Genomic DNA, 17,661 nt, shown 5'->3' on the forward strand with positions numbered 1-17,661 from the left:
CATGGAAATCGACTTACTACTGACTATGAGTAATTGTAGTCTACATACCCGATTATTTCAATGAGGAAACGAACATCGTTTTGGAAGGATAATGATTGAGAAGGAGGTGGGCCGATGGTGCACTTGGCTGACGGGGTGTTGCTCCTCGCGATTGACCGATTGAAAGGAGAGCGAAGTGAGCGCAGTCTGTTTCATGTGTTGAACGGTAAACGTTCGGCGACGACGTTACAAGATGCATTCTTTTATGACCTCGAACCGATCTTTGGGCTGTTCCCTTACACGAAGTACGATTACGAGAAACTGCTCGCCTCGTTCGAGAAACGAGGCTGGCTCAACCGCTCGAGCTTCAGCTTGACGGAAGCCGGCGCTATGCTTGCTTCTCCAGAAGCCGTCCGTGATTTGTTCGAACGTCTCGGTGGGGAACAGCGAGACTATGCGACGATGACGTGGAAACGGCTCAGTCTGTTCATCCAAACGTTCATGTCGCTCGAACATAAGCGCACGTTTTACCCTGTCCAAGCCGACCGGCACGCCGAGCGCTGGGTGAAGCAAGTCGTCCGGACAGAGCGGGATTGGCGCCCGCTCATCCAAGCGTTTCATGAAGAGCTCGAGACGGCTCTCGATGAAGTCGGTGACCCGTATGCGACGGCGGTCGTCTATCGATTCACCGGCGCGTTCGAGACCGGATATACGTATGAACAAATCGCTTCACTCCTCGACGTCGATGCCCGGACGGCACGGCTCTATTTTTTGGCAGGGTGGAGCGCGCTGTTGCACCACTTGCCGGAAGACGCGAAACTGAGAGGGTTCACGTCCGGTCTCACGACGGAACGGATGACGCTGTCGGCCCGGGAATCATACGAACTGTTCGCCGGCGGTCGGACGTTCAATCAAGTCCAATCGATTCGGCGCTTGCGCACGTCGACGATTGAAGATCACGTCGTCGAGATGGCGATGTATCTCGAGGCGTTCCCGCTCGACCAGTTCGTGCCGACAGAACAGATCGTCATGGTCGAGCAAATGCGGGAACCGGACAGCTGGGCGCTCAAGCCGGTGTTCGACCAAATCGAGACGATCAGCTATTATCAAATCCGACTCGTGTTCGCGAGGTTGAAACGAGGTGAGACGTTTGTATGAAAAAACATTGAAGCGGGTGTTCGGCTATGACGCGTTCCGAGAAGGGCAGCGCGACGTCATCGAAGCAGTCGCAGACGGGCAGGACGTGCTCGCCATCATGCCGACGGGGGCCGGCAAGTCGTTGACGTTCCAGCTACCGTCCTATATTAAGAACGACGGCTTGACGATTATCGTCTCGCCGCTCTTGTCATTGATCGAGGACCAGATGCTTCATATCCGTGAGCGTGGGGAACGTGGCGTGGCGCGGCTGACTTCGATGGAGACGCTCGAAGAGAAGCAAGCGATTTTGAACCACTTGAAGCGATACCGTTTCTTATATCTCTCTCCGGAACAGCTCGCCGTGCCACACGTGACGAGGGCGCTCGCGCGCACCCCGATTCAGATGCTCGTCATCGACGAGGCGCACTGCATCTCGCAGTGGGGCCATGAGTTCAGACCGGAATACGCACGACTCGGCGAGCTCCGTAAACAGCTCGGCAGCCCACAGTGCATGGCCGTCACGGCGACGGCTCCTGAGGCTGTGAAGAAGGACATCATCGAGAAGTTGGCGCTGTTCAATCCGGCCCAATTCGTCCATTCGGCGAACCGTCCGGAGATTCGACTCATCGTCGAACGTCTCCTCGGCGAACAGAAGCTACCGCGTTTAATCGAACTCGTGCGCGACGTGCCGAAACCGGCCGTCGTTTACACGGCAACACGGCGTGAGGCGGAATCGCTCGCCCTCTCGCTCGACGACGCCTTGTTTTATCATGGCGGCATGTCGACCGAGGATCGCCGGCTCGTCCAGTCCCAGTTTTTACGGGACGAGGTCGCTGTCATGGTGTGTACGAGCGCGTTCGGGATGGGCGTCAATAAAGACAACGTCCGAAGCGTGATTCACTTCCAGCTGCCGGCGACGCTCGAGGCGTATATGCAAGAGATTGGTCGGGCCGGCCGCGACGGGGAAGCTGCGTTCGCGGTATTGTTGTACGCAGACGGAGATGAGCGGATTCAACAGTTCTTGATTGACCAGCAGTATCCGAAAGAAAAAGACATCCGAGTCGCCTATTTCGAACGCGAGAACGGGACGAGTCTATCCCACTTGCCGCGCCTGCTCCGGATGAACGAGGAAGACCCGGTATTCGGGCTCTTGAAACAGATGCTCTCAGAACGGACGCTTGCCGGCGCGGTGGATTGGGTAAAGGAGAGGAAACGCGACCGGTATCGTCAACTCGGTCAAATGATTGACTATGCGCTCATCAAGACGTGTCGCCGCGATTATTTACTCCGTTACTTCTCTGAGCAACCGATTGACCAAGAGCCGTGCTGTGACGTCTGCGGCCCCATCGCTTTCCCGGAAAACGAGCAAGTTGTGTCTAAAAATGTGACAGATTGGAAACATCGGTTGAGCCGTATCTTTTCCTTTGATTGATATCATAGTAAAATGATAAAAAAGGTAAAGGAGGATGTGCGTTGCGACATCGGAACCAGGCGGATTCACTCCGTGAAAAAGTGGTGGATACGTTGCCGTCTCGATCGGCACGACAAGAACACGAGCGTAAAGAAAAACTGAATGACAATTGGCTGAAGCGGCCTCTTGCCATGATGCTGACCCTTTCCATGTTTGCTATTATATTGGCATTTTTATATATAGGACGTCATGCAATCTTCTTTTGACAATACGGCGGAACGGCCGTATTTTTTTTATGGATTTGACTGTAAGACAATTCCTTTCCGTGAAAGTTTGGAAGTGGTTCACCAATTTCTTATGAAATTGCACAATAAAACAGGCGAAGTACCGACGGGCGGTCTATACTGAAAGAGAAGACTAGTAGGAGAGGTGGGGCTGTGATGCCAAAATACTCCATAAAGACGGTCGCATCACTCACCGGAGTGAACCCGACGACGATTAGGGCGTGGGAGCGACGTTATCAGTTCATCGTCCCAAGCCGGACCGAATCGGGGCACCGTCTGTATTCAGAACAAGATGTCGAAAAAATCAAATGGGTCGTCGAGAAGCAACGCGAAGGGTTGACCGTCTCCCAAGCGATTCAACAGCTGCATAAAGCACCCGAACCGAAGCCGGACCGTCTTTACGACGAAGAGTTAAAGGACGGGCTGATGGAGGCGCTACTGACGTTTGATGAGCGACAAGCCCACGATTTGATTAACCGGGCCTTCAACACGTTCAGTTTTGAGAAAGTGACGACAGATATTATCGCCCCGTTGCTGATGGATATCGGGACGCGTTGGGAGAACGGCACGATCACCATCGCCCATGAACATTTTGCGACGGCGTTTCTTCGCTCGAGGCTGTCAACGTTGTCGCTCCAGATGCCGATGAACCCGTTCTTGCCGCGAATCGTCTGCGTGTGCGCTCCCGACGAGATGCATGAGATTGGCCTCCTGTTCGTGACGCTCTATTTGCGTCAGCATGGCTATGACGTCATTTTCCTCGGCTCAGGCATCCCGAAAGAAGATTTGGGCACGGCGTTACACGATATCGACGCCAAATGCCTAATCTTCTCATGTACGTTGACCGAACATTTGAACGGGCTCGAGGAGGCGATGGCGTACGTCCGTGCGGAGCATACGGACCTCGTCATCGGTGTCGGCGGATACGCCGTCAGCCAGCACGCGGATCGGTTCGGAAGCTCATTTTTAGGCAATTCGCCTGAAGCGTGGACGGAGTGGCTTTCAACTATTTGACAGTTCGGCCAAACGAGAGTAGCTTATTAATATGTAGCAACGACTAGTGTTTGGAGGTTTTCGTTTGAGATTTGAAAAACAAACAAAAGAACATTTACGGGTCTACTTGACGGCCAACGAGTTATCGCTTCGTGGCATCGCGATTGACACGATTGTCGGGGAGACCGGACAAGAGCTTTGGCGCGAGTTGCTCGAGACGGCGGAAGCCGAATACGGGTTCAGCCCGCAAGGTGCCGTCGATTTGAACGTGACGATGTTTCCCCGCGACGGGATCGTCATCGACGTGCAAAAAGTCGGCGCGCTCGAGTCCGAGGCGGACCAAGAACAAGTCGAGATCCGTTTGACGATCGATGTGATTCATCACTTGATCTATCAGTTTAAGGACATCGAGGACGTCATTGACGCGTCGGTCAGCCTATACCCGCATATGCATGCGACGGACCATGGCGGCGCGCTCTACCATTATGACGGGCACTACTATTTGCATTTCGCAGAAGTGTTGAACCCGCAAGTCGAGGAGAGGCTCGCCGCCATCTTGTCCGAGTACGGCAAGACGACGACCGTGAGCCCGTATATGATGCTCGAGTATGGGAAGACAATTCAATCCGTTCAAGCGGTGAAAGAGCTGTACGATACGTTCGCGTGAGTACGGCTTTTTCACCGTTCTGTTTCTATTGTTTTTTCGTCATGCGTGGTATGATAAAACTTGAATTTTTCAGTTGAAAGTCGAAGGAGAGATAAGATGAAAGTCGCTGTGTTATATGGAGGAGTATCAGGAGAGCGTGAAGTCTCGCTCACGAGCGGAAAAGGCATGATCGAGGCGCTGAAAGAACGAGGTCATGACGTCGTCGCCATCGATTTTCACCCTGAGCGGGCGCATGAGTTGTTGACGCTTGAAGCGGACGTCGTGTTGAGCGCGCTCCACGGCAAGTACGGGGAAGACGGGCGTGTCCAGTCGCTTCTTGAGATGGCGAATTTGCCTTACACAGGATCAGGTGTCTTGGCATCGGCACTAGCGATGGATAAAGCACGGGCGAAAATCATCTTTGCGGCAGCGGGCATCCGCGTCGCACGCGACGTACTCGTCGAGAGCCCGGCCCACGTCGATGCGAAAGTGGCCGAGTGGGGCGGAGAGTTCCCTTGTGTCGTCAAGCCGGCCCAAGAAGGCTCATCGAACGGATTGACGATCGCGATGGACGAAACGATGCTTCGCGACGGCATCGCGAAAGCGTTCGAGTGCGATACGGCCGTGTTGGTCGAGCAGTACATTAAAGGGAGAGAGTTGACCGTACCGGTCATCGGGAACTTCGGTCACGAAGAAGCACTGCCGGTCATCGAGATCATCCCAAAAAATGAGTTTTACGACTACGAGTCGAAATATACAGAAGGTGGCTCGGTGCACGTCTGTCCGGCTGAACTGCCTGAGGCGTTGACGGAAGAAGTTCAACGTTCGGCCGTGCTCGCGCATCAGGCGCTCGGTTGTGCCGGCTATTCGCGGTCTGACTTCTTAGTGTCAGAAGACGGCCTCGCCTATATTCTCGAGACGAACACGCTACCGGGGATGACGCCGCTTAGCCTGTTCCCGGACAGCGCGCGCGCCGTCGGGATCTCATATGGCGAGCTGCTCGAACGTTTCATCTCGTTAGCGCTAGAAAAATAAGAGGGGGACACCCTTCTTTTTTCTTTTAGAAAACGCTTTCATTATTTTTGTAAAACCCTTTCAAATTGGTCGTGTATCGGCTATACTTTTAATCGAATACGAGGTTGATTCTTGGGGGAGAATTGACAACTTAGGGGAGGAAACCTTCATGATTACGGATCAAGAAAAAGGTCATCAAAAACGAAAGAACATCCTAGAATCGACACAAGAGGTCATTCACGAGGCACTCGACAAGCTCGGCTACCCGGAAGAGATGTACGAGCTGTTGAAAGAACCGCTCCGGATGTTGACCGTCCGCATCCCGGTCCGCATGGATGACGGTTCGACAAAAATCTTCACGGGCTACCGGGCCCAGCACAACGATGCTGTCGGTCCGACGAAAGGTGGGATCCGCTTCCACCCGAGCGTGACGGAAGTCGAAGTGAAGGCGTTGTCGGTATGGATGAGCTTGAAAGCCGGAATCGTCGACCTTCCTTACGGTGGCGGAAAAGGTGGAATCGTCTGTGACCCGCGTGAAATGAGTTTCCGAGAAATCGAACGTCTGAGCCGGGGCTACGTCCGAGCCATCAGTCAAATCGTCGGTCCGACAAAAGATATCCCGGCACCGGACGTGTTCACGAACTCGCAAATCATGGCGTGGATGATGGATGAATACAGCCGAATCGATGAATTCAACTCACCAGGATTCATCACAGGGAAGCCGCTCGTCCTCGGCGGGTCTCATGGTCGTGAGACGGCGACGGCGAAAGGGGTCGCCATCATGATTCGCGAAGCCGCGCTTCGTCGTGGCATCGAGTTGAAAGGGGCGCGCGTCGTCGTTCAAGGGTTTGGGAACGCGGGAAGCTTCTTGTCGAAGTTCATGTATGACGCCGGTGCGAAAGTCATCGCCGTCAGTGACGCTTACGGTGCCATCCACGACGAGAACGGGCTCGATATCCCGTACCTCCTCGACCGTCGAGACTCGTTCGGGACGATTTCGACGCTCTTCAAGAACACGATTTCAAACCAAGAAATGCTCGAACTCGACTGTGACATTTTAGTGCCTGCTGCAATTGAGAACCAAATCACGGAGACGAACGCTGACAACATTAAAGCCTCGATCGTCGTCGAGGCTGCGAACGGACCGACGACGAACGAAGCGACCCGCATCTTGACGGAGCGTGGCATCTTGCTCGTGCCGGACGTGCTCGCCTCGAGCGGCGGTGTGACGGTCTCTTACTTTGAGTGGGTGCAAAATAACCAAGGCTACTATTGGACGGAGGAAGAAGTCGAAGAGAAGCTTGAAAAAGTGCTCGTCCACTCATTCAACACCGTCTACAATACGGCTTCGGCCCGTAAAGTCGACATGCGTCTCGCCGCCTATATGGTCGGCGTTCGTAAGATGGCGGAAGCGTCACGTTTCCGCGGCTGGGTTTAAATCTAGTCATAGAAAAAGAGGGAAGACCTGATTCGTCAGGTCTTCCCTCTTTGTCGTTTAGGATGTCACACCGTTACGCTCCCGAAGCGTCTCGGCAATGGCTTTTCCGTGGAACCGTCCATTCTCGATGAAAATCTTGTTGGCATCGTTACCCGCAGCGACGACACCGGCGATGAAGAGGCCTTCGACGTTCGTCTCGTACGTGTCTTCGTCAAACGACGGGACACCCGTCTCGTCGTCAATCGTCACGCCAGACTCGGCGAACAGGCCGTGGTCAGGCAAATAACCAGTCATCGCGAGGACGTGGTCGGCCGCGACGCTCTTTTCGACCCCGTGCTGGCGATAGACGACGCGGTCCGTCTCGATGCGGACGATTTCGGTCTCGAGTTCGTAACGAACTTTTTCGTGCCGCACGAGGGAGTCGAACGCCGGGAGCACCCACGGTTTGACCGAAGGGCTGTAGCCGTCGCCCCGATAGAGCACCGTCACGTGCGCGCCGGCCTTCTCGAGCTCGATGGCGGCGTCGACGGCCGAGTTTTTGCCGCCGATGACGATCACGCGTTGCCGATAATACGGATGCGCTTCCTTAAAGTAATGCGAGACGTGCGGTAGCTCCTCGCCCGGTACATCAAGATTCCGGGGGCGGCCGTAGTAGCCCGTCGCGAGGACGACATAGTCGGCGGTCCGTACTGTCGTCCCGTGCCGTTCATGATGCGACGTGACGGTGAATCGTCCGTCTTCTTTGTCAATCGATGTCACCGTCTCGAACGGCTTGACGTCGAGATTCATCCGGCTCACGACTTCACGGTAATAGACGAGCGCGTCTTGGCGTCTCGGCTTCAAATCTTTACAGATGAACGGGATATCCCCGATCTCGAGTAAGTTCGCAGACGAGAAAAACGTCTGATGGGTCGGATAATGGTAAATCGCATCGACGATGTTGCCCCGTTCGATGACGGTGCACGAGATGCCGATCCGTTCTAGTTCGATGGCCGCCGACAAGCCGCAAGGGCCGGCGCCGACGATGATCGCCTGTTTCTTCAATGAAATCACCTCATCCCTCATTGTATGGAAGCAAGACGATGTTGGCAAGTTCACTGCTGGAAGCTGAAACTGTGCTCCATGACAGGCTGAGACGAGCCGGCCTCGAGTTCGACGAGCAGACGGAGTCTTGCTTTTTGAGAGTTCAATCCGTTCGAGAAGATGATTCCCATGTCTTTCAACTGTTTGCCGCCGCCCTCATAGCCGTATACGTCTTGGACGATGCCGTTAAAACAACGGCTGACGATGACGACCGGGATGTGGGCGACGAGCCGTTCGAGGGCAGGGACGATTGTCGGTGGAACGTTCCCTTGACCGAGCACTTCGAGCACGAGCCCGTCATAGCCGAGGTCGAGCACGGCTTCGAGCAAATCGGGTTCCATGCCGGCGACGACTTTTAAGACGGCGACCCGCTTCGAGATCGAAGGAATCATCTTCGCTTGCCGCGTCATCGGTTGACTGTAGATGAGGACGTGGTCTTTCGTAACCATCCCGACATTCCCGAAGTGGACCGACTTGAACGTGTCGACCGACGAGGTATGTGTTTTCGTGACGTTGAACGCCGAATGAATCTCGCCGTTGAAGACGACGAGTACGCCTTTGCCGCGCGCGGCCTCGCTCCGTGCGACGCGAAGCGCCGTGATCAAGTTGAACTCACCGTCCGAGCCGATCTCGTTCGATGAGCGCATCGCCCCGGTCAACACGATCGGCACCGGGGCACCGAGCGTGATTTGGAGAAAGTAAGCCGTCTCTTCTAACGTGTCCGTGCCGTGGGTGATGACGACCCCGTCGTACGTGTCTTGCGTCAATTCTTGGGCGATGAAGTGGGCGAGCTCGAGCATCTTCGCCGGCGTCATGTGCGGCGACGGGATGTTCGAGAAGTGTTTCGTCGTGATGCGGGCGATATCCGTCGCTTTCGGCAGCGTCGCATCGATTGGGTTGATATCGCTCGGCGAGACGTGCCCTGTTCCCGACTGAGACATGGCGATCGTGCCGCCGGTGTGGATGAGTAGTAAATGGTTCATAGAAGACCTCCAACTTTTTTTGTTCGTTTCTTCCAATTTCTAGGCGTTTTCTGCTTTTTCTTTTTCTCGTTTCGGTGTATGCTTAACGGTAGAGAGGAGAGATGCGTCATGATTGCAATCGCCTTGTCTGCGGTAGCGCCAGGGTTCGCCCTTCTTTCCTATTTCTATCTTCGACATGAATTGGAAGCGGAACCGCTCGGCTATGTGATCCGTTCGTTCGTCGCCGGAGCCGTCCTCGTTTTCCCGATCATGTTCATCCAATACGCGTTCGAAGAAGAAGGCGTGTTGACGAGCCCGTTTTGGAAAGCGTTCGTGGCAACCGCGTTGTTAGAAGAGTTTTTTAAGTGGTTCATGATTTATTATACAATATACATACATAAAGTCTTCGATGATTACTACGACGGGATTCTCTATGCGGTCGCCTGTTCACTCGGCTTCGCCACATTAGAGAATTTTCTATATTTATGGGTGTACGACTCACTCGAAATCGCGATTTGGCGGGCCGTCCTGCCGGTTAGCGGCCACGCCTTGTTCGCTGTGGCGATGGGCTTTTGCCTCGGTCGGGCGAAACATTCGGCCCGGGAGCGGCTCTGGCTCTTTCTCGCCGTCTCCGTCGCCACGCTCATGCACGGCGTGTTCGACTATATTTTGCTCATCGAACCGACGAACAAAGTGCCGGCCGTGCTCTATATCGTCGTGCTATGGATGGTCGCCCTGTTGCTCGTCCGGGCCGCCAATCAATCGAATCGTCGTCAATTTAAATAGCTAAAAGGGGAATGGAGTCATGTTAAAAGTAGGTCAAGAGTTACGGATTGAAGTCGAGGGGAGAAGCGAGGGGAAGACAAAAATCGCCGCCATCCAAGACGGTGTCGTCTGGATCGAGTCACCGAGTGAGACGGCGACGTTGAAGACATTCTTCCTTCATGAAGAAGAGGCGTTACGCGTTTATTTCTTTAAAGGCGAGGAGCAATTGTTTGCGTTTGACACGGTCGTCCTGAAGCGATTGAGCGATGCGCAGTTGACGCTTCGTTACGCGTTCAAATTGCCGGACGAGAAGAAAATCAAACGGGTGCAGCGCCGCGAGTACCTACGCGTCCCTGAAATGATTAACGTCACCGTCCTCGCTGTCGACGGTCAAGCTTTCCCGACGTTCGAGACGACGTCACTCGACGTGTCGGCCGGCGGGATGCGCATCGTCGCCAACCGGGCGCCAATCGAAGTGGATGACTCGCTCGTCGTCGTCTTCCGTATCGAGGATGAGCGGGGGATGCCGCAGACGTTCCGGGTGAAGAGTCGGCTCGTCCGAATCAAGCCCCAGACCGTCAAGCAAGAGTTGTCACTTTGCTTCGAGGACTTGGCACCACGCGATCAAGAGACGATTTTACGTTACTGTTTCCGCGCCCAGCTCGAGGCGAGAAAACGAACCGGCTCTGTATTTTCTTCACGATAAAAAACTGTTATGATGTTCTCGGAACAAATGACCGAGAGGAGGCGGGTGTCGGACAATGCCGATACCCAATTTTTATGATGAAACCGTTACAAATTGCATTAGATGGACCGGCTGGAGCTGGAAAGAGTACGATTGCCAAAACGTTGGCCAAAAAACTTGGCTATGTCTATATCGATACAGGTGCCATTTATCGGGCCGTCACGTATCGCGCCTTGAACGAGCATGTCGGTTTAGAGGACGGGCCAGCACTTGCCGCGATGATCGCCGAGATGGACCTTCGCCTCGTGCCGAGTGAATCTGGGCAACGCGTCTTCGACGGTGCGACCGAAGTGACCGATTTGATTCGCTCGAGCGAAGTGACGAACAACGTCAGTTTCGTCGCCCGTCAACCGGAAGTCCGGGACGCGTTGATGGACTTGCAACGCGACCTCGCGAAAGAGGGCGGCATCGTCATGGACGGTCGCGATATTGGGACGCACGTCTTACCGGGTGCCGATTTGAAAGTGTTCATGACCGCCACGGTCGAAGAACGGGCCCGCCGCCGCCATGATGAGAACGTATCGAAAGGATTGCCGAGCGACCTCGAGCAATTGCAGCGTGAAATCGCCCTCCGGGACAAGCGTGACTCCGAGCGTGAGGTAGCTCCGCTTCGTCAGGCCGATGATGCGCACTATCTCGATACGACCAAGCTGTCAATCGACGGTGTCGTCGAAGCGATTGAACGATTGATGAAGCAGGTGGTGAAACGATGAAACCGCTCAACAACGGACCGTTCGGCATGTATCGGGTCGCCCGTGCCGCCGTCGCATTGATTCAAAAACTCATGTTCCGTGTCGAGTATATCGGACGTGACAACGTCCCGGCCGACGGCTCGGTGCTCGTCTGTTCGAACCATCAGTCGAACTGGGACCCGGTCTTACTCGCCATCGCGATTCCGAAACAGCGTCCGCTTCGCTTCTTTGCGAAGAAAGAGTTGTTCGGTGTCCCGGTGCTGAAACATATCCTCAACCGGGCTGGTCAGATTCCGGTCTCGCGTGGCGAGGGGGACCGTCAAGCCCTTCGTGTCGTTTTGCAAAAGTTGAAAGAGAACGAACTCATCTCAATCTTCCCGGAAGGTACCCGCTCGAAAGACGGGACGCTCGGTACGGCTCAAGCGGGTGTCGGCTTCTTCGCCTTGCGCTCTGAGGCAGCCGTGTTGCCAATCGCCATCATCGGCCGATACAAGTTCCGGACGAAGCTGAAAGTCGTCATCGGCGAACCGCTCGACTTGACCGCGCTCAAGGCGAATAAAGCGAGTGCGCAGGAAGCGGCGGACTTAATCATGGAGCGGATCAGTGAACTATACATCGAGCATTCACGGAACGTTCGGTAAATTCAGGTTTAATCTGGCTCGAGGAAAGGTACTAATCTGATAACACCTTGACAAATCTTCGGAATTATAAGAAGTTTATACTAGGTGTTAAGCGCCTTTGGGCGCTCCTTTTTGTACTCATCGTGAGGGGGTAGTGTTGGAATGGTCGAAGAAATGAAAGATATGCCTGATTTTGAAATTAATCGAGGTCAAATCGTGACCGGTACAGTCGTCAAAATCGAGGACAAGCAAGCGTTAATCGATATCGGGTATAAAACCGAGGCGATTCTGCCAATCAGCGAAGTATCAAGCATGCATTTAGACGATTTAAACGAATCACTCCATGTCAACGACGAAATCCGTGTGAAAGTGAAGAAAGTCACGGACGAAGAGGTTGTCGTATCGAAGAAGGACGTGGATGCCGAGGCAGCTTGGGATCAAATCGTCGAAAAATACGAATCAGGTGAAGTATTTGAAGTCATGGTCAAGGATAAAGTCAAAGGCGGTCTTGTCGTCGATATCGGCATCCGCGGTTTCATCCCGGCCTCGCTCGTCGAAAGTCATTTCGTCGAGGACTTCTCTTCTTACTTGCATAAACCAATCACGGTCAAAGTCGTCGAAATCGACCGTGAGAAGAACCGCGTCATTCTCTCGCATAAAGCAGTCGCGGAAGCGGAGATGAGCGCGAAGAAAGCGGAGACGCTCGAGTCGCTTGAAGTCGGCCAAATCATCGAAGGGACGGTCCAACGTCTCACTGATTTCGGTGCTTTCGTCGACATCGGTGGCGTCGATGGTCTCGTTCACATCTCCGAGATGGCGCATAGTCGTGTCGAGAAACCGAGTGACGTCGTGACCGAAGGCGACAAAGTGAAAGTGAAAGTGCTCGGCCTTGACCTTGACAATGAGAAAGTCAAATTGTCAATCAAGGAGACGCAACCAGGCCCGTGGGAATCGATTGAAGGTCAGATTCAACCTGGTGACGTGATCGAAGGGAAAGTGAAACGTCTCGTCACGTTCGGTGCGTTCGTTGAAGTCGCACCGCAAGTCGAAGGGTTGCTTCACATCTCGCAAATCGCGAATCGACATATCGCGACCCCATCTGAAGTGTTGACAGAAGGGCAAGAAGTGAAAGTGAAAGTGCTTGACGTCCATCTCGACGAGAAAAAAATCTCGCTGTCGATGCGCGCACTCGAGTCAGCCGAATCGTCACGTGACGAAGACCAGGCGCTCCTCGACGAATACAGTGACCAAGGAGGATTCTCCGTCTCGGAACTAACGGGCGAAGAGTCTTCGGACGATTCTAAATAAGACGGTCGTTCAAGCGGGAGTCATGCTCCCGCTTCTTTTTGTATGGTCACCGAAATAGTGCTGTGATATGATAGTACAGTTGCATTTAGAAACGAGTATTTATTGAATGAAAGTTAGAGAGGTGTTTTTTATGGGAATTCCAGCAGTGGCCATCGTCGGCCGCCCGAATATTGGGAAATCCACGATTTTCAACCGGATTATCGGAGATCGCGTATCAATCGTTGATGATAAGCCGGGCGTGACACGCGACCGAATTTACGGTACGGGTGAGTGGTTGAACCGAAAGTTTCATCTAATCGACACAGGCGGGATCGAGGTCGGTGACGAACCGATTCTCGTTCAAATGCGCCATCAGGCCGAACTCGCCATCGATGAGGCGGACGTCATCATCTTCATGGTGAACGGACGCGAAGGCATCACGGCAGCGGACGAGGAAGTCGCGAACTTGCTCTTCCGTTCGAACAAACCGATTGTGCTCGCCGTGAACAAAGTCGATAACTTCGAGATGCGCGACCTCATGTATGAGTTTTATTCGCTCGGGTTTGGCGACCCGTTCCCAATCTCGGGAACGCACGGTCTCGGTCTTGGTGACCTTCTCGACAAAGTGTTCGAGCTCGCACCAGACAAAGACGAGTACGAATATAACGAAGACGTCATTCGCTTCTCGCTCATCGGACGTCCAAACGTCGGGAAATCGAGCTTGACGAACGCGATCCTCGGTGAGGAACGCGTCATCGTCTCGGACGTGGCCGGTACGACGCGCGACGCGATCGATACGCCGTTCACACGCGACAATCAAGAGTACGTCATCATCGATACGGCCGGGATGCGCAAGCGCGGAAAAGTATACGAATCGACAGAGCGATACAGTGTCATGCGTGCCCAAAAGGCGATTGAACGTTCGAACGTCGTCCTCGTCGTCCTCGATGGCGAAGAAGGTATCATCGAGCAAGACAAACGTGTCGCCGGACTCGCCCACGAGGCAGGGAAAGCGATCGTCATCGTCGTCAACAAATGGGATGCCGTCGAGAAGGACGACAAGACGATGAAGAAAATGGAAGAGAAGATCCGTAAAGAATTCTTGTTCCTCGACTATGCACCGATCGTCTTCTTATCGGCGCTCACATCGAAACGGTTGCAGACGCTCCTCCCGGTCATCAACGAAGTGGCCGAATCACATCGTCGCCGTATCTCGACGAGTGTCTTGAACGATGTCATCGTCGATGCCGTCGCAATGAACCCGACACCGACGGACAAAGGGCAACGACTCAAGATCAACTACGCGACGCAAGTGGCCATCGAGCCGCCGACGTTCGTTCTTTTCGTCAACGATCCTGAGTTGCTCCACTTCTCGTATAAACGTTATCTAGATAACCAGATTCGCCGCGCATTTGATTTCACCGGTACACCGGTCCACATCGTGGCTCGTCAGAAAAACTAGTAATGGGGGTGCCTCCTATGGCAAAAGTAGCTGTCATCGGCGCAGGGAGCTGGGGAACGGCGTTATCGCTCGTCCTCGCTGATAATGGTCACGACGTCTTGCTCTACGGCCGTGAAGAGGATCACGTCCTCGAGATCAATACGTCACATACGAACTCGACTTATTTGAAGGACGCTCCGCTTCCGGAGTCGATTCGAGCGACGACCGATTTGAAAGAGGCGATTGCCGGACGGTCCATCATTTTCCTCGTCGTTCCGAGCTCGGCGATTCGTCCGGTCTCCCGCGAGCTGAACACGCTCCTCACGGAACCGGCCGTCATCGTCCACGCCGCCAAAGGGATTGAACCGAAGACGCATAAGCGTCTGTCTGAGATTATCGCTGAAGAGATTGACCCGTCGAAACGGCGGGCCATCGGCGTCTTGACAGGTCCGACGCACGCCGAAGAAGTCGCCGTCCGCAAATTGACGACGATCACGATTGCGTGCGAGGACTTAGACGTCGCCGACGAGATTCAAGAGTTGCTCACGAACGACCAGTTCCGTGTCTATTTGAATTCGGACGTCATTGGCGCCGAGTATGGTGGTGCGCTCAAAAACATCATCGCTTTGGCTGCCGGGATGACGGACGGTCTTGGCTATGGCGATAACGCGAAAGCGGCGCTCATGACGCGCGGCATCGTCGAGATTGCCCGTCTCGGTGTGAAGCTCGGGGCCAATCCGGCCTCGTTCTCCGGCTTGACCGGCATCGGTGACTTGATCGTCACGGCGACGTCGCAGCACAGTCGTAACTGGCGCGCAGGTAACGCCATCGGACGCGGGGAAAAACTCGAAGACGTGCTCGGGCAGATGGGTATGGTCGTCGAAGGGGTGCGCGCCTGTGAGGCCGCGCACACGCTCGCCCGTGAGGCCGGCGTCGAGATGCCGATCACGGAGGCGCTCTATAACGTCTTGTTCGAGAACAAGAGCCCGCACGATGAAGTGAAGAAGTTGATGCGACGCCCGCAAAAACACGAGATGGAGCAAGTGTTCCATTTCGAAGGCGATGAAATGGCAAGGGACTGACGTTTTCGTTCAGTTCCTTGCTTTTTTTTGCTACACTAATGTACGGAGAGAGAATTAGAGAGAAAGTCGAGGGGATCAACGTGACACCGTCACTCATCAAGATGTGGATTTCATTCGCCGGCATCGGGGCGTTCGCCATCGCGGCGCTCATGGTCGCTGTCAGCCACACGAAACTATCTGGTTGGTTCGGGGCGCTCGTGCGCGTCGTCGCATTCGTCATTTTTTTATTTGGAACGCTCATTATGATTTACGTGGTCGCTTCAGGGCCGACAGGGGGTTGAACCGTTGAAACGAATGTTAGTAGTTGTCAGTCTGTTGGCGGTAACCGTTCTGAGCGGGTGTATGTACCCGCAGTCAAACCGTGTCGACAACGTCCCGTACGAAGAACAGATTCGTTCGGTCCAAACGGCCGTCGACTCGTTCAAAGAGACGACCGGGGTGTTGCCGATTAAAACGAAGCCGGCCGAGACACCGCTCATGGAACGGTATCCAATCGAATTCGGACGTCTTGTCCCAGGGTATATGGCCGACCCGCCGGCGAACAGTTTTGAAGGGGGTGGGCTGTTCTTATACGTCCTCGTCGACGTCGAGGACGAACCGACGGTCAAGCTGATTGATTTACGGGTGACCGAGCGGCTACAGCAGTTGCAGACGAACATTAACGCGTACCGGGCGAAGGAAGGGAAGTTCCCGTTTGCCGGATCGGTCGGTAAAAATCAATTTACGCTCAACTACGACCTCATCTTCGTCGCCGAAGAACCGACGATCCCGAGCCCATACTCCGATAACGAGTTACCGATCTACGTCGACGGGAGCGGACAGCTATTCGTCGACTATCGCCAAGACATCGCGGCCAAGCTCGAAAACACGGATGTGACGCCAGAAGTCGGCGAGGATATTCGGTATTTGCTCTACAATGATTCACCATTCGCCCCAGCTTATTCGCAAGGCTATACGATTAATGAACAAGGCGAAGTCGAATTTTTAAACAACTGATCGACGAAGCGTCGTGAATATGGGCTTTTCACTTAAAAAATGTTGTCATATCAACGTTTGTACGATATGATTAATCCCGTAAACTCTCTGTGAGAGGAGGTGAATCGTGATGAACAAGACTGAATTGATCCAAGCAGTTGCTGAAAAAGCCGAAGTTTCTAAAAAAGAAGCGACGACAGTTGTTGAAGCTACATTTGAATCAATCACTGAAGCACTCCAAAACGGTGAGAAAATTCAATTGATCGGTTTTGGTACTTTTGAAGTTCGTGAGCGTGCTGCCCGTAAAGGTCGCAACCCACGTACGAAAGAAGATATCGAAATCCCTGCGAGCAAAGTCCCTGCCTTCAAAGCAGGTAAAGCGCTCAAAGACGCGGTCAAATAATAGGCATTACATAAGTCGCCGAAAGGCGGCTTTTTTTGTGTCCGTTTACGAGTTCACATGGCGTGAATGTGACGAAAATGTGCTATACTATGTCAGAATGACAACGAAGAGGACGAGGGGGGATAGCATGGAACAGTGGACAAACGAAAGCGTTGTCACCGACCTTGCTCGTCAAATCGAACAACGCATGACCCATCCGTATTTGACGAGACACGAGATTGTGCCCGCAGTCGACATGCCTTTACTTCGTTGGATGGTCGAATTGATTGACGAAGAATCAACCGAACAACAACAGCTCGTGCTAGCCACGTATTTTGCCCATCAGGCACTCGAGTTGCACGATCAAGTGAAGGATTGTCCGAACGGTTCTTTGGCGCGCCAGTTGAACGTGCTCGCCGGAGACTTCGCATCGGCTCAATTTTATAAAATATTGGCACGATTCCCGACCGACTTCAGTGATCGCTTCGGCCGGACCGTCCAACTCGTCAACGGGGCTAAATGCACACTCGCTTTAGACGACGAGATTTCTGTATCGACATGGATGGAAGCCAACTTTGGCCTCGTCAAGACGTTCGCTGAATTGATCGGTCAAACGTATTTGACGTCGTACGGAAAACAAATCATCGAACAAAGAGCGACGACATTGCATAAAGAACAACGAGAGCAGCTATCGGCGCTTTTGGCGCATGCTGTCGCTTAGAACG

At 53.7% G+C, this 17,661-nt stretch carries 20 protein-coding genes; 18 read left to right on the top strand and 2 right to left on the bottom strand.

Annotated elements, in window-relative coordinates; all coding sequences use genetic code 11:
* Positions 1-114: 114 nt before the first annotated feature.
* The 7 genes from RT52_RS03770 to RT52_RS03800 all read left to right on the top strand — a co-directional run bounded on the left by RT52_RS03770 (position 115) and on the right by RT52_RS03800 (position 6,902).
* A complete protein-coding gene (locus RT52_RS03770) occupies positions 115-1,137 on the top strand; it encodes a YpbB family protein (protein ID WP_081825892.1) in 1,023 nt (340 codons plus the stop codon).
* Complete coding sequence (locus RT52_RS03775; RefSeq protein ID WP_081852647.1) at positions 1,121-2,548, top strand: RecQ family ATP-dependent DNA helicase; 1,428 nt, start codon at positions 1,121-1,123, stop codon at positions 2,546-2,548. Before RT52_RS03770 ends, RT52_RS03775 begins: the two co-directional genes overlap by 17 nt.
* 41 nt (positions 2,549-2,589) lie before the next feature.
* A complete protein-coding gene (locus tag RT52_RS03780) occupies positions 2,590-2,793 on the top strand; it encodes a hypothetical protein (protein WP_034808518.1) in 204 nt (67 codons plus the stop codon).
* Between the two features lie 174 nt (positions 2,794-2,967).
* Positions 2,968-3,825 carry a MerR family transcriptional regulator gene (locus RT52_RS03785; protein ID WP_034815162.1) on the top strand — a complete coding sequence of 286 codons (858 nt, stop codon included), beginning with the start codon at positions 2,968-2,970 and terminating at the stop codon, positions 3,823-3,825.
* A 64-nt stretch (positions 3,826-3,889) separates the two neighbouring features.
* Positions 3,890-4,471 carry an adaptor protein MecA gene (locus tag RT52_RS03790; RefSeq protein ID WP_034815164.1) on the top strand — a complete coding sequence of 194 codons (582 nt, stop codon included), beginning with the start codon at positions 3,890-3,892 and terminating at the stop codon, positions 4,469-4,471.
* A 96-nt stretch (positions 4,472-4,567) separates the two neighbouring features.
* Entirely contained in the window at positions 4,568-5,485 is a 918-nt protein-coding gene (locus RT52_RS03795; protein WP_034815167.1) for a D-alanine--D-alanine ligase, read from the top strand.
* Between the two features lie 148 nt (positions 5,486-5,633).
* On the top strand, positions 5,634-6,902 hold the full coding sequence (locus RT52_RS03800; protein ID WP_034808527.1) for a Glu/Leu/Phe/Val family dehydrogenase: 1,269 nt from the start codon (positions 5,634-5,636) through the stop codon (positions 6,900-6,902).
* Between the two features lie 57 nt (positions 6,903-6,959).
* Here the strand turns inward: RT52_RS03800 and RT52_RS03805 are convergent, their stop codons facing one another.
* A complete protein-coding gene (locus tag RT52_RS03805) occupies positions 6,960-7,967 on the bottom strand; it encodes a YpdA family putative bacillithiol disulfide reductase (RefSeq protein WP_034815169.1) in 1,008 nt (335 codons plus the stop codon).
* A gap of 29 nt (positions 7,968-7,996) precedes the next feature.
* Entirely contained in the window at positions 7,997-8,968 is a 972-nt protein-coding gene (locus RT52_RS03810; protein ID WP_034808531.1) for an asparaginase, read from the bottom strand.
* Between the two features lie 108 nt (positions 8,969-9,076).
* Between RT52_RS03810 and prsW the strand changes: the two genes are divergently transcribed.
* The 11 genes from prsW to RT52_RS03865 all read left to right on the top strand — a co-directional run bounded on the left by prsW (position 9,077) and on the right by RT52_RS03865 (position 17,657).
* Positions 9,077-9,733 carry a glutamic-type intramembrane protease PrsW gene (gene prsW / locus RT52_RS03815; protein ID WP_034815171.1) on the top strand — a complete coding sequence of 219 codons (657 nt, stop codon included), beginning with the start codon at positions 9,077-9,079 and terminating at the stop codon, positions 9,731-9,733.
* A 19-nt stretch (positions 9,734-9,752) separates the two neighbouring features.
* Positions 9,753-10,418, top strand: coding sequence for a flagellar brake protein (locus RT52_RS03820; protein WP_034815173.1), 666 nt, complete (start codon positions 9,753-9,755; stop codon positions 10,416-10,418).
* A gap of 74 nt (positions 10,419-10,492) precedes the next feature.
* Positions 10,493-11,170, top strand: a complete 678-nt coding sequence (cmk, locus tag RT52_RS03825) for a (d)CMP kinase (protein ID WP_034815176.1) — start codon at positions 10,493-10,495, stop codon at positions 11,168-11,170.
* Positions 11,167-11,790, top strand: a complete 624-nt coding sequence (locus RT52_RS03830) for a lysophospholipid acyltransferase family protein (protein ID WP_081825894.1) — start codon at positions 11,167-11,169, stop codon at positions 11,788-11,790. Before cmk ends, RT52_RS03830 begins: the two co-directional genes overlap by 4 nt.
* A 141-nt stretch (positions 11,791-11,931) precedes the next feature.
* Positions 11,932-13,077: a 30S ribosomal protein S1 gene (rpsA, locus tag RT52_RS03835; protein ID WP_034815178.1), complete on the top strand. Its 1,146-nt coding sequence runs from the start codon at positions 11,932-11,934 to the stop codon at positions 13,075-13,077.
* A 130-nt stretch (positions 13,078-13,207) separates the two neighbouring features.
* Entirely contained in the window at positions 13,208-14,518 is a 1,311-nt protein-coding gene (gene der, locus RT52_RS03840) for a ribosome biogenesis GTPase Der (RefSeq protein ID WP_034808538.1), read from the top strand.
* A 17-nt stretch (positions 14,519-14,535) separates the two neighbouring features.
* Positions 14,536-15,579: an NAD(P)H-dependent glycerol-3-phosphate dehydrogenase gene (locus RT52_RS03845; RefSeq protein ID WP_034815180.1), complete on the top strand. Its 1,044-nt coding sequence runs from the start codon at positions 14,536-14,538 to the stop codon at positions 15,577-15,579.
* An 80-nt stretch (positions 15,580-15,659) separates the two neighbouring features.
* The gene (locus RT52_RS03850) at positions 15,660-15,860 is read left to right on the top strand and encodes a DUF2768 domain-containing protein (protein WP_034808542.1); all 201 of its coding nucleotides are present in this window, start codon (positions 15,660-15,662) and stop codon (positions 15,858-15,860) included.
* A 13-nt stretch (positions 15,861-15,873) separates the two neighbouring features.
* On the top strand, positions 15,874-16,575 hold the full coding sequence (locus RT52_RS03855; RefSeq protein ID WP_209325624.1) for a hypothetical protein: 702 nt from the start codon (positions 15,874-15,876) through the stop codon (positions 16,573-16,575).
* A 109-nt stretch (positions 16,576-16,684) separates the two neighbouring features.
* Positions 16,685-16,957 (top strand): HU family DNA-binding protein, encoded by a 273-nt coding sequence (locus tag RT52_RS03860; RefSeq protein ID WP_024370177.1) that lies wholly within the window; start codon positions 16,685-16,687, stop codon positions 16,955-16,957.
* A gap of 127 nt (positions 16,958-17,084) precedes the next feature.
* Entirely contained in the window at positions 17,085-17,657 is a 573-nt protein-coding gene (locus RT52_RS03865; protein WP_034815182.1) for a heptaprenyl diphosphate synthase component 1, read from the top strand.
* Positions 17,658-17,661 lie beyond the last annotated feature (4 nt).

Source organism: Exiguobacterium alkaliphilum 12/1 (assembly GCF_000714435.1).
Classification (GTDB): Bacteria; Bacillota; Bacilli; order Exiguobacteriales; family Exiguobacteriaceae; genus Exiguobacterium; species Exiguobacterium alkaliphilum.

Bases quoted from the DNA above. Each gene is read 5' to 3' on its own strand.
- RT52_RS03770 (WP_081825892.1), top strand. From the start codon at position 115: ATGGTGCACTTGGCTGACGGGGTGTTGCTCCTCGCGATTGACCGATTG.
- RT52_RS03785 (WP_034815162.1), top strand. From the start codon at position 2,968: ATGCCAAAATACTCCATAAAGACGGTCGCATCACTCACCGGAGTGAAC.
- RT52_RS03795 (WP_034815167.1), top strand. From the start codon at position 4,568: ATGAAAGTCGCTGTGTTATATGGAGGAGTATCAGGAGAGCGTGAAGTC.
- RT52_RS03800 (WP_034808527.1), top strand. From the start codon at position 5,634: ATGATTACGGATCAAGAAAAAGGTCATCAAAAACGAAAGAACATCCTA.
- RT52_RS03805 (WP_034815169.1), bottom strand. From the start codon at position 7,967: ATGAGGGATGAGGTGATTTCATTGAAGAAACAGGCGATCATCGTCGGC.
- RT52_RS03810 (WP_034808531.1), bottom strand. From the start codon at position 8,968: ATGAACCATTTACTACTCATCCACACCGGCGGCACGATCGCCATGTCT.
- prsW (WP_034815171.1), top strand. From the start codon at position 9,077: ATGATTGCAATCGCCTTGTCTGCGGTAGCGCCAGGGTTCGCCCTTCTT.
- RT52_RS03820 (WP_034815173.1), top strand. From the start codon at position 9,753: ATGTTAAAAGTAGGTCAAGAGTTACGGATTGAAGTCGAGGGGAGAAGC.
- cmk (WP_034815176.1), top strand. From the start codon at position 10,493: ATGATGAAACCGTTACAAATTGCATTAGATGGACCGGCTGGAGCTGGA.
- RT52_RS03830 (WP_081825894.1), top strand. From the start codon at position 11,167: ATGAAACCGCTCAACAACGGACCGTTCGGCATGTATCGGGTCGCCCGT.
- rpsA (WP_034815178.1), top strand. From the start codon at position 11,932: ATGGTCGAAGAAATGAAAGATATGCCTGATTTTGAAATTAATCGAGGT.
- der (WP_034808538.1), top strand. From the start codon at position 13,208: ATGGGAATTCCAGCAGTGGCCATCGTCGGCCGCCCGAATATTGGGAAA.
- RT52_RS03845 (WP_034815180.1), top strand. From the start codon at position 14,536: ATGGCAAAAGTAGCTGTCATCGGCGCAGGGAGCTGGGGAACGGCGTTA.
- RT52_RS03855 (WP_209325624.1), top strand. From the start codon at position 15,874: ATGTTAGTAGTTGTCAGTCTGTTGGCGGTAACCGTTCTGAGCGGGTGT.
- RT52_RS03860 (WP_024370177.1), top strand. From the start codon at position 16,685: ATGAACAAGACTGAATTGATCCAAGCAGTTGCTGAAAAAGCCGAAGTT.
- RT52_RS03865 (WP_034815182.1), top strand. From the start codon at position 17,085: ATGGAACAGTGGACAAACGAAAGCGTTGTCACCGACCTTGCTCGTCAA.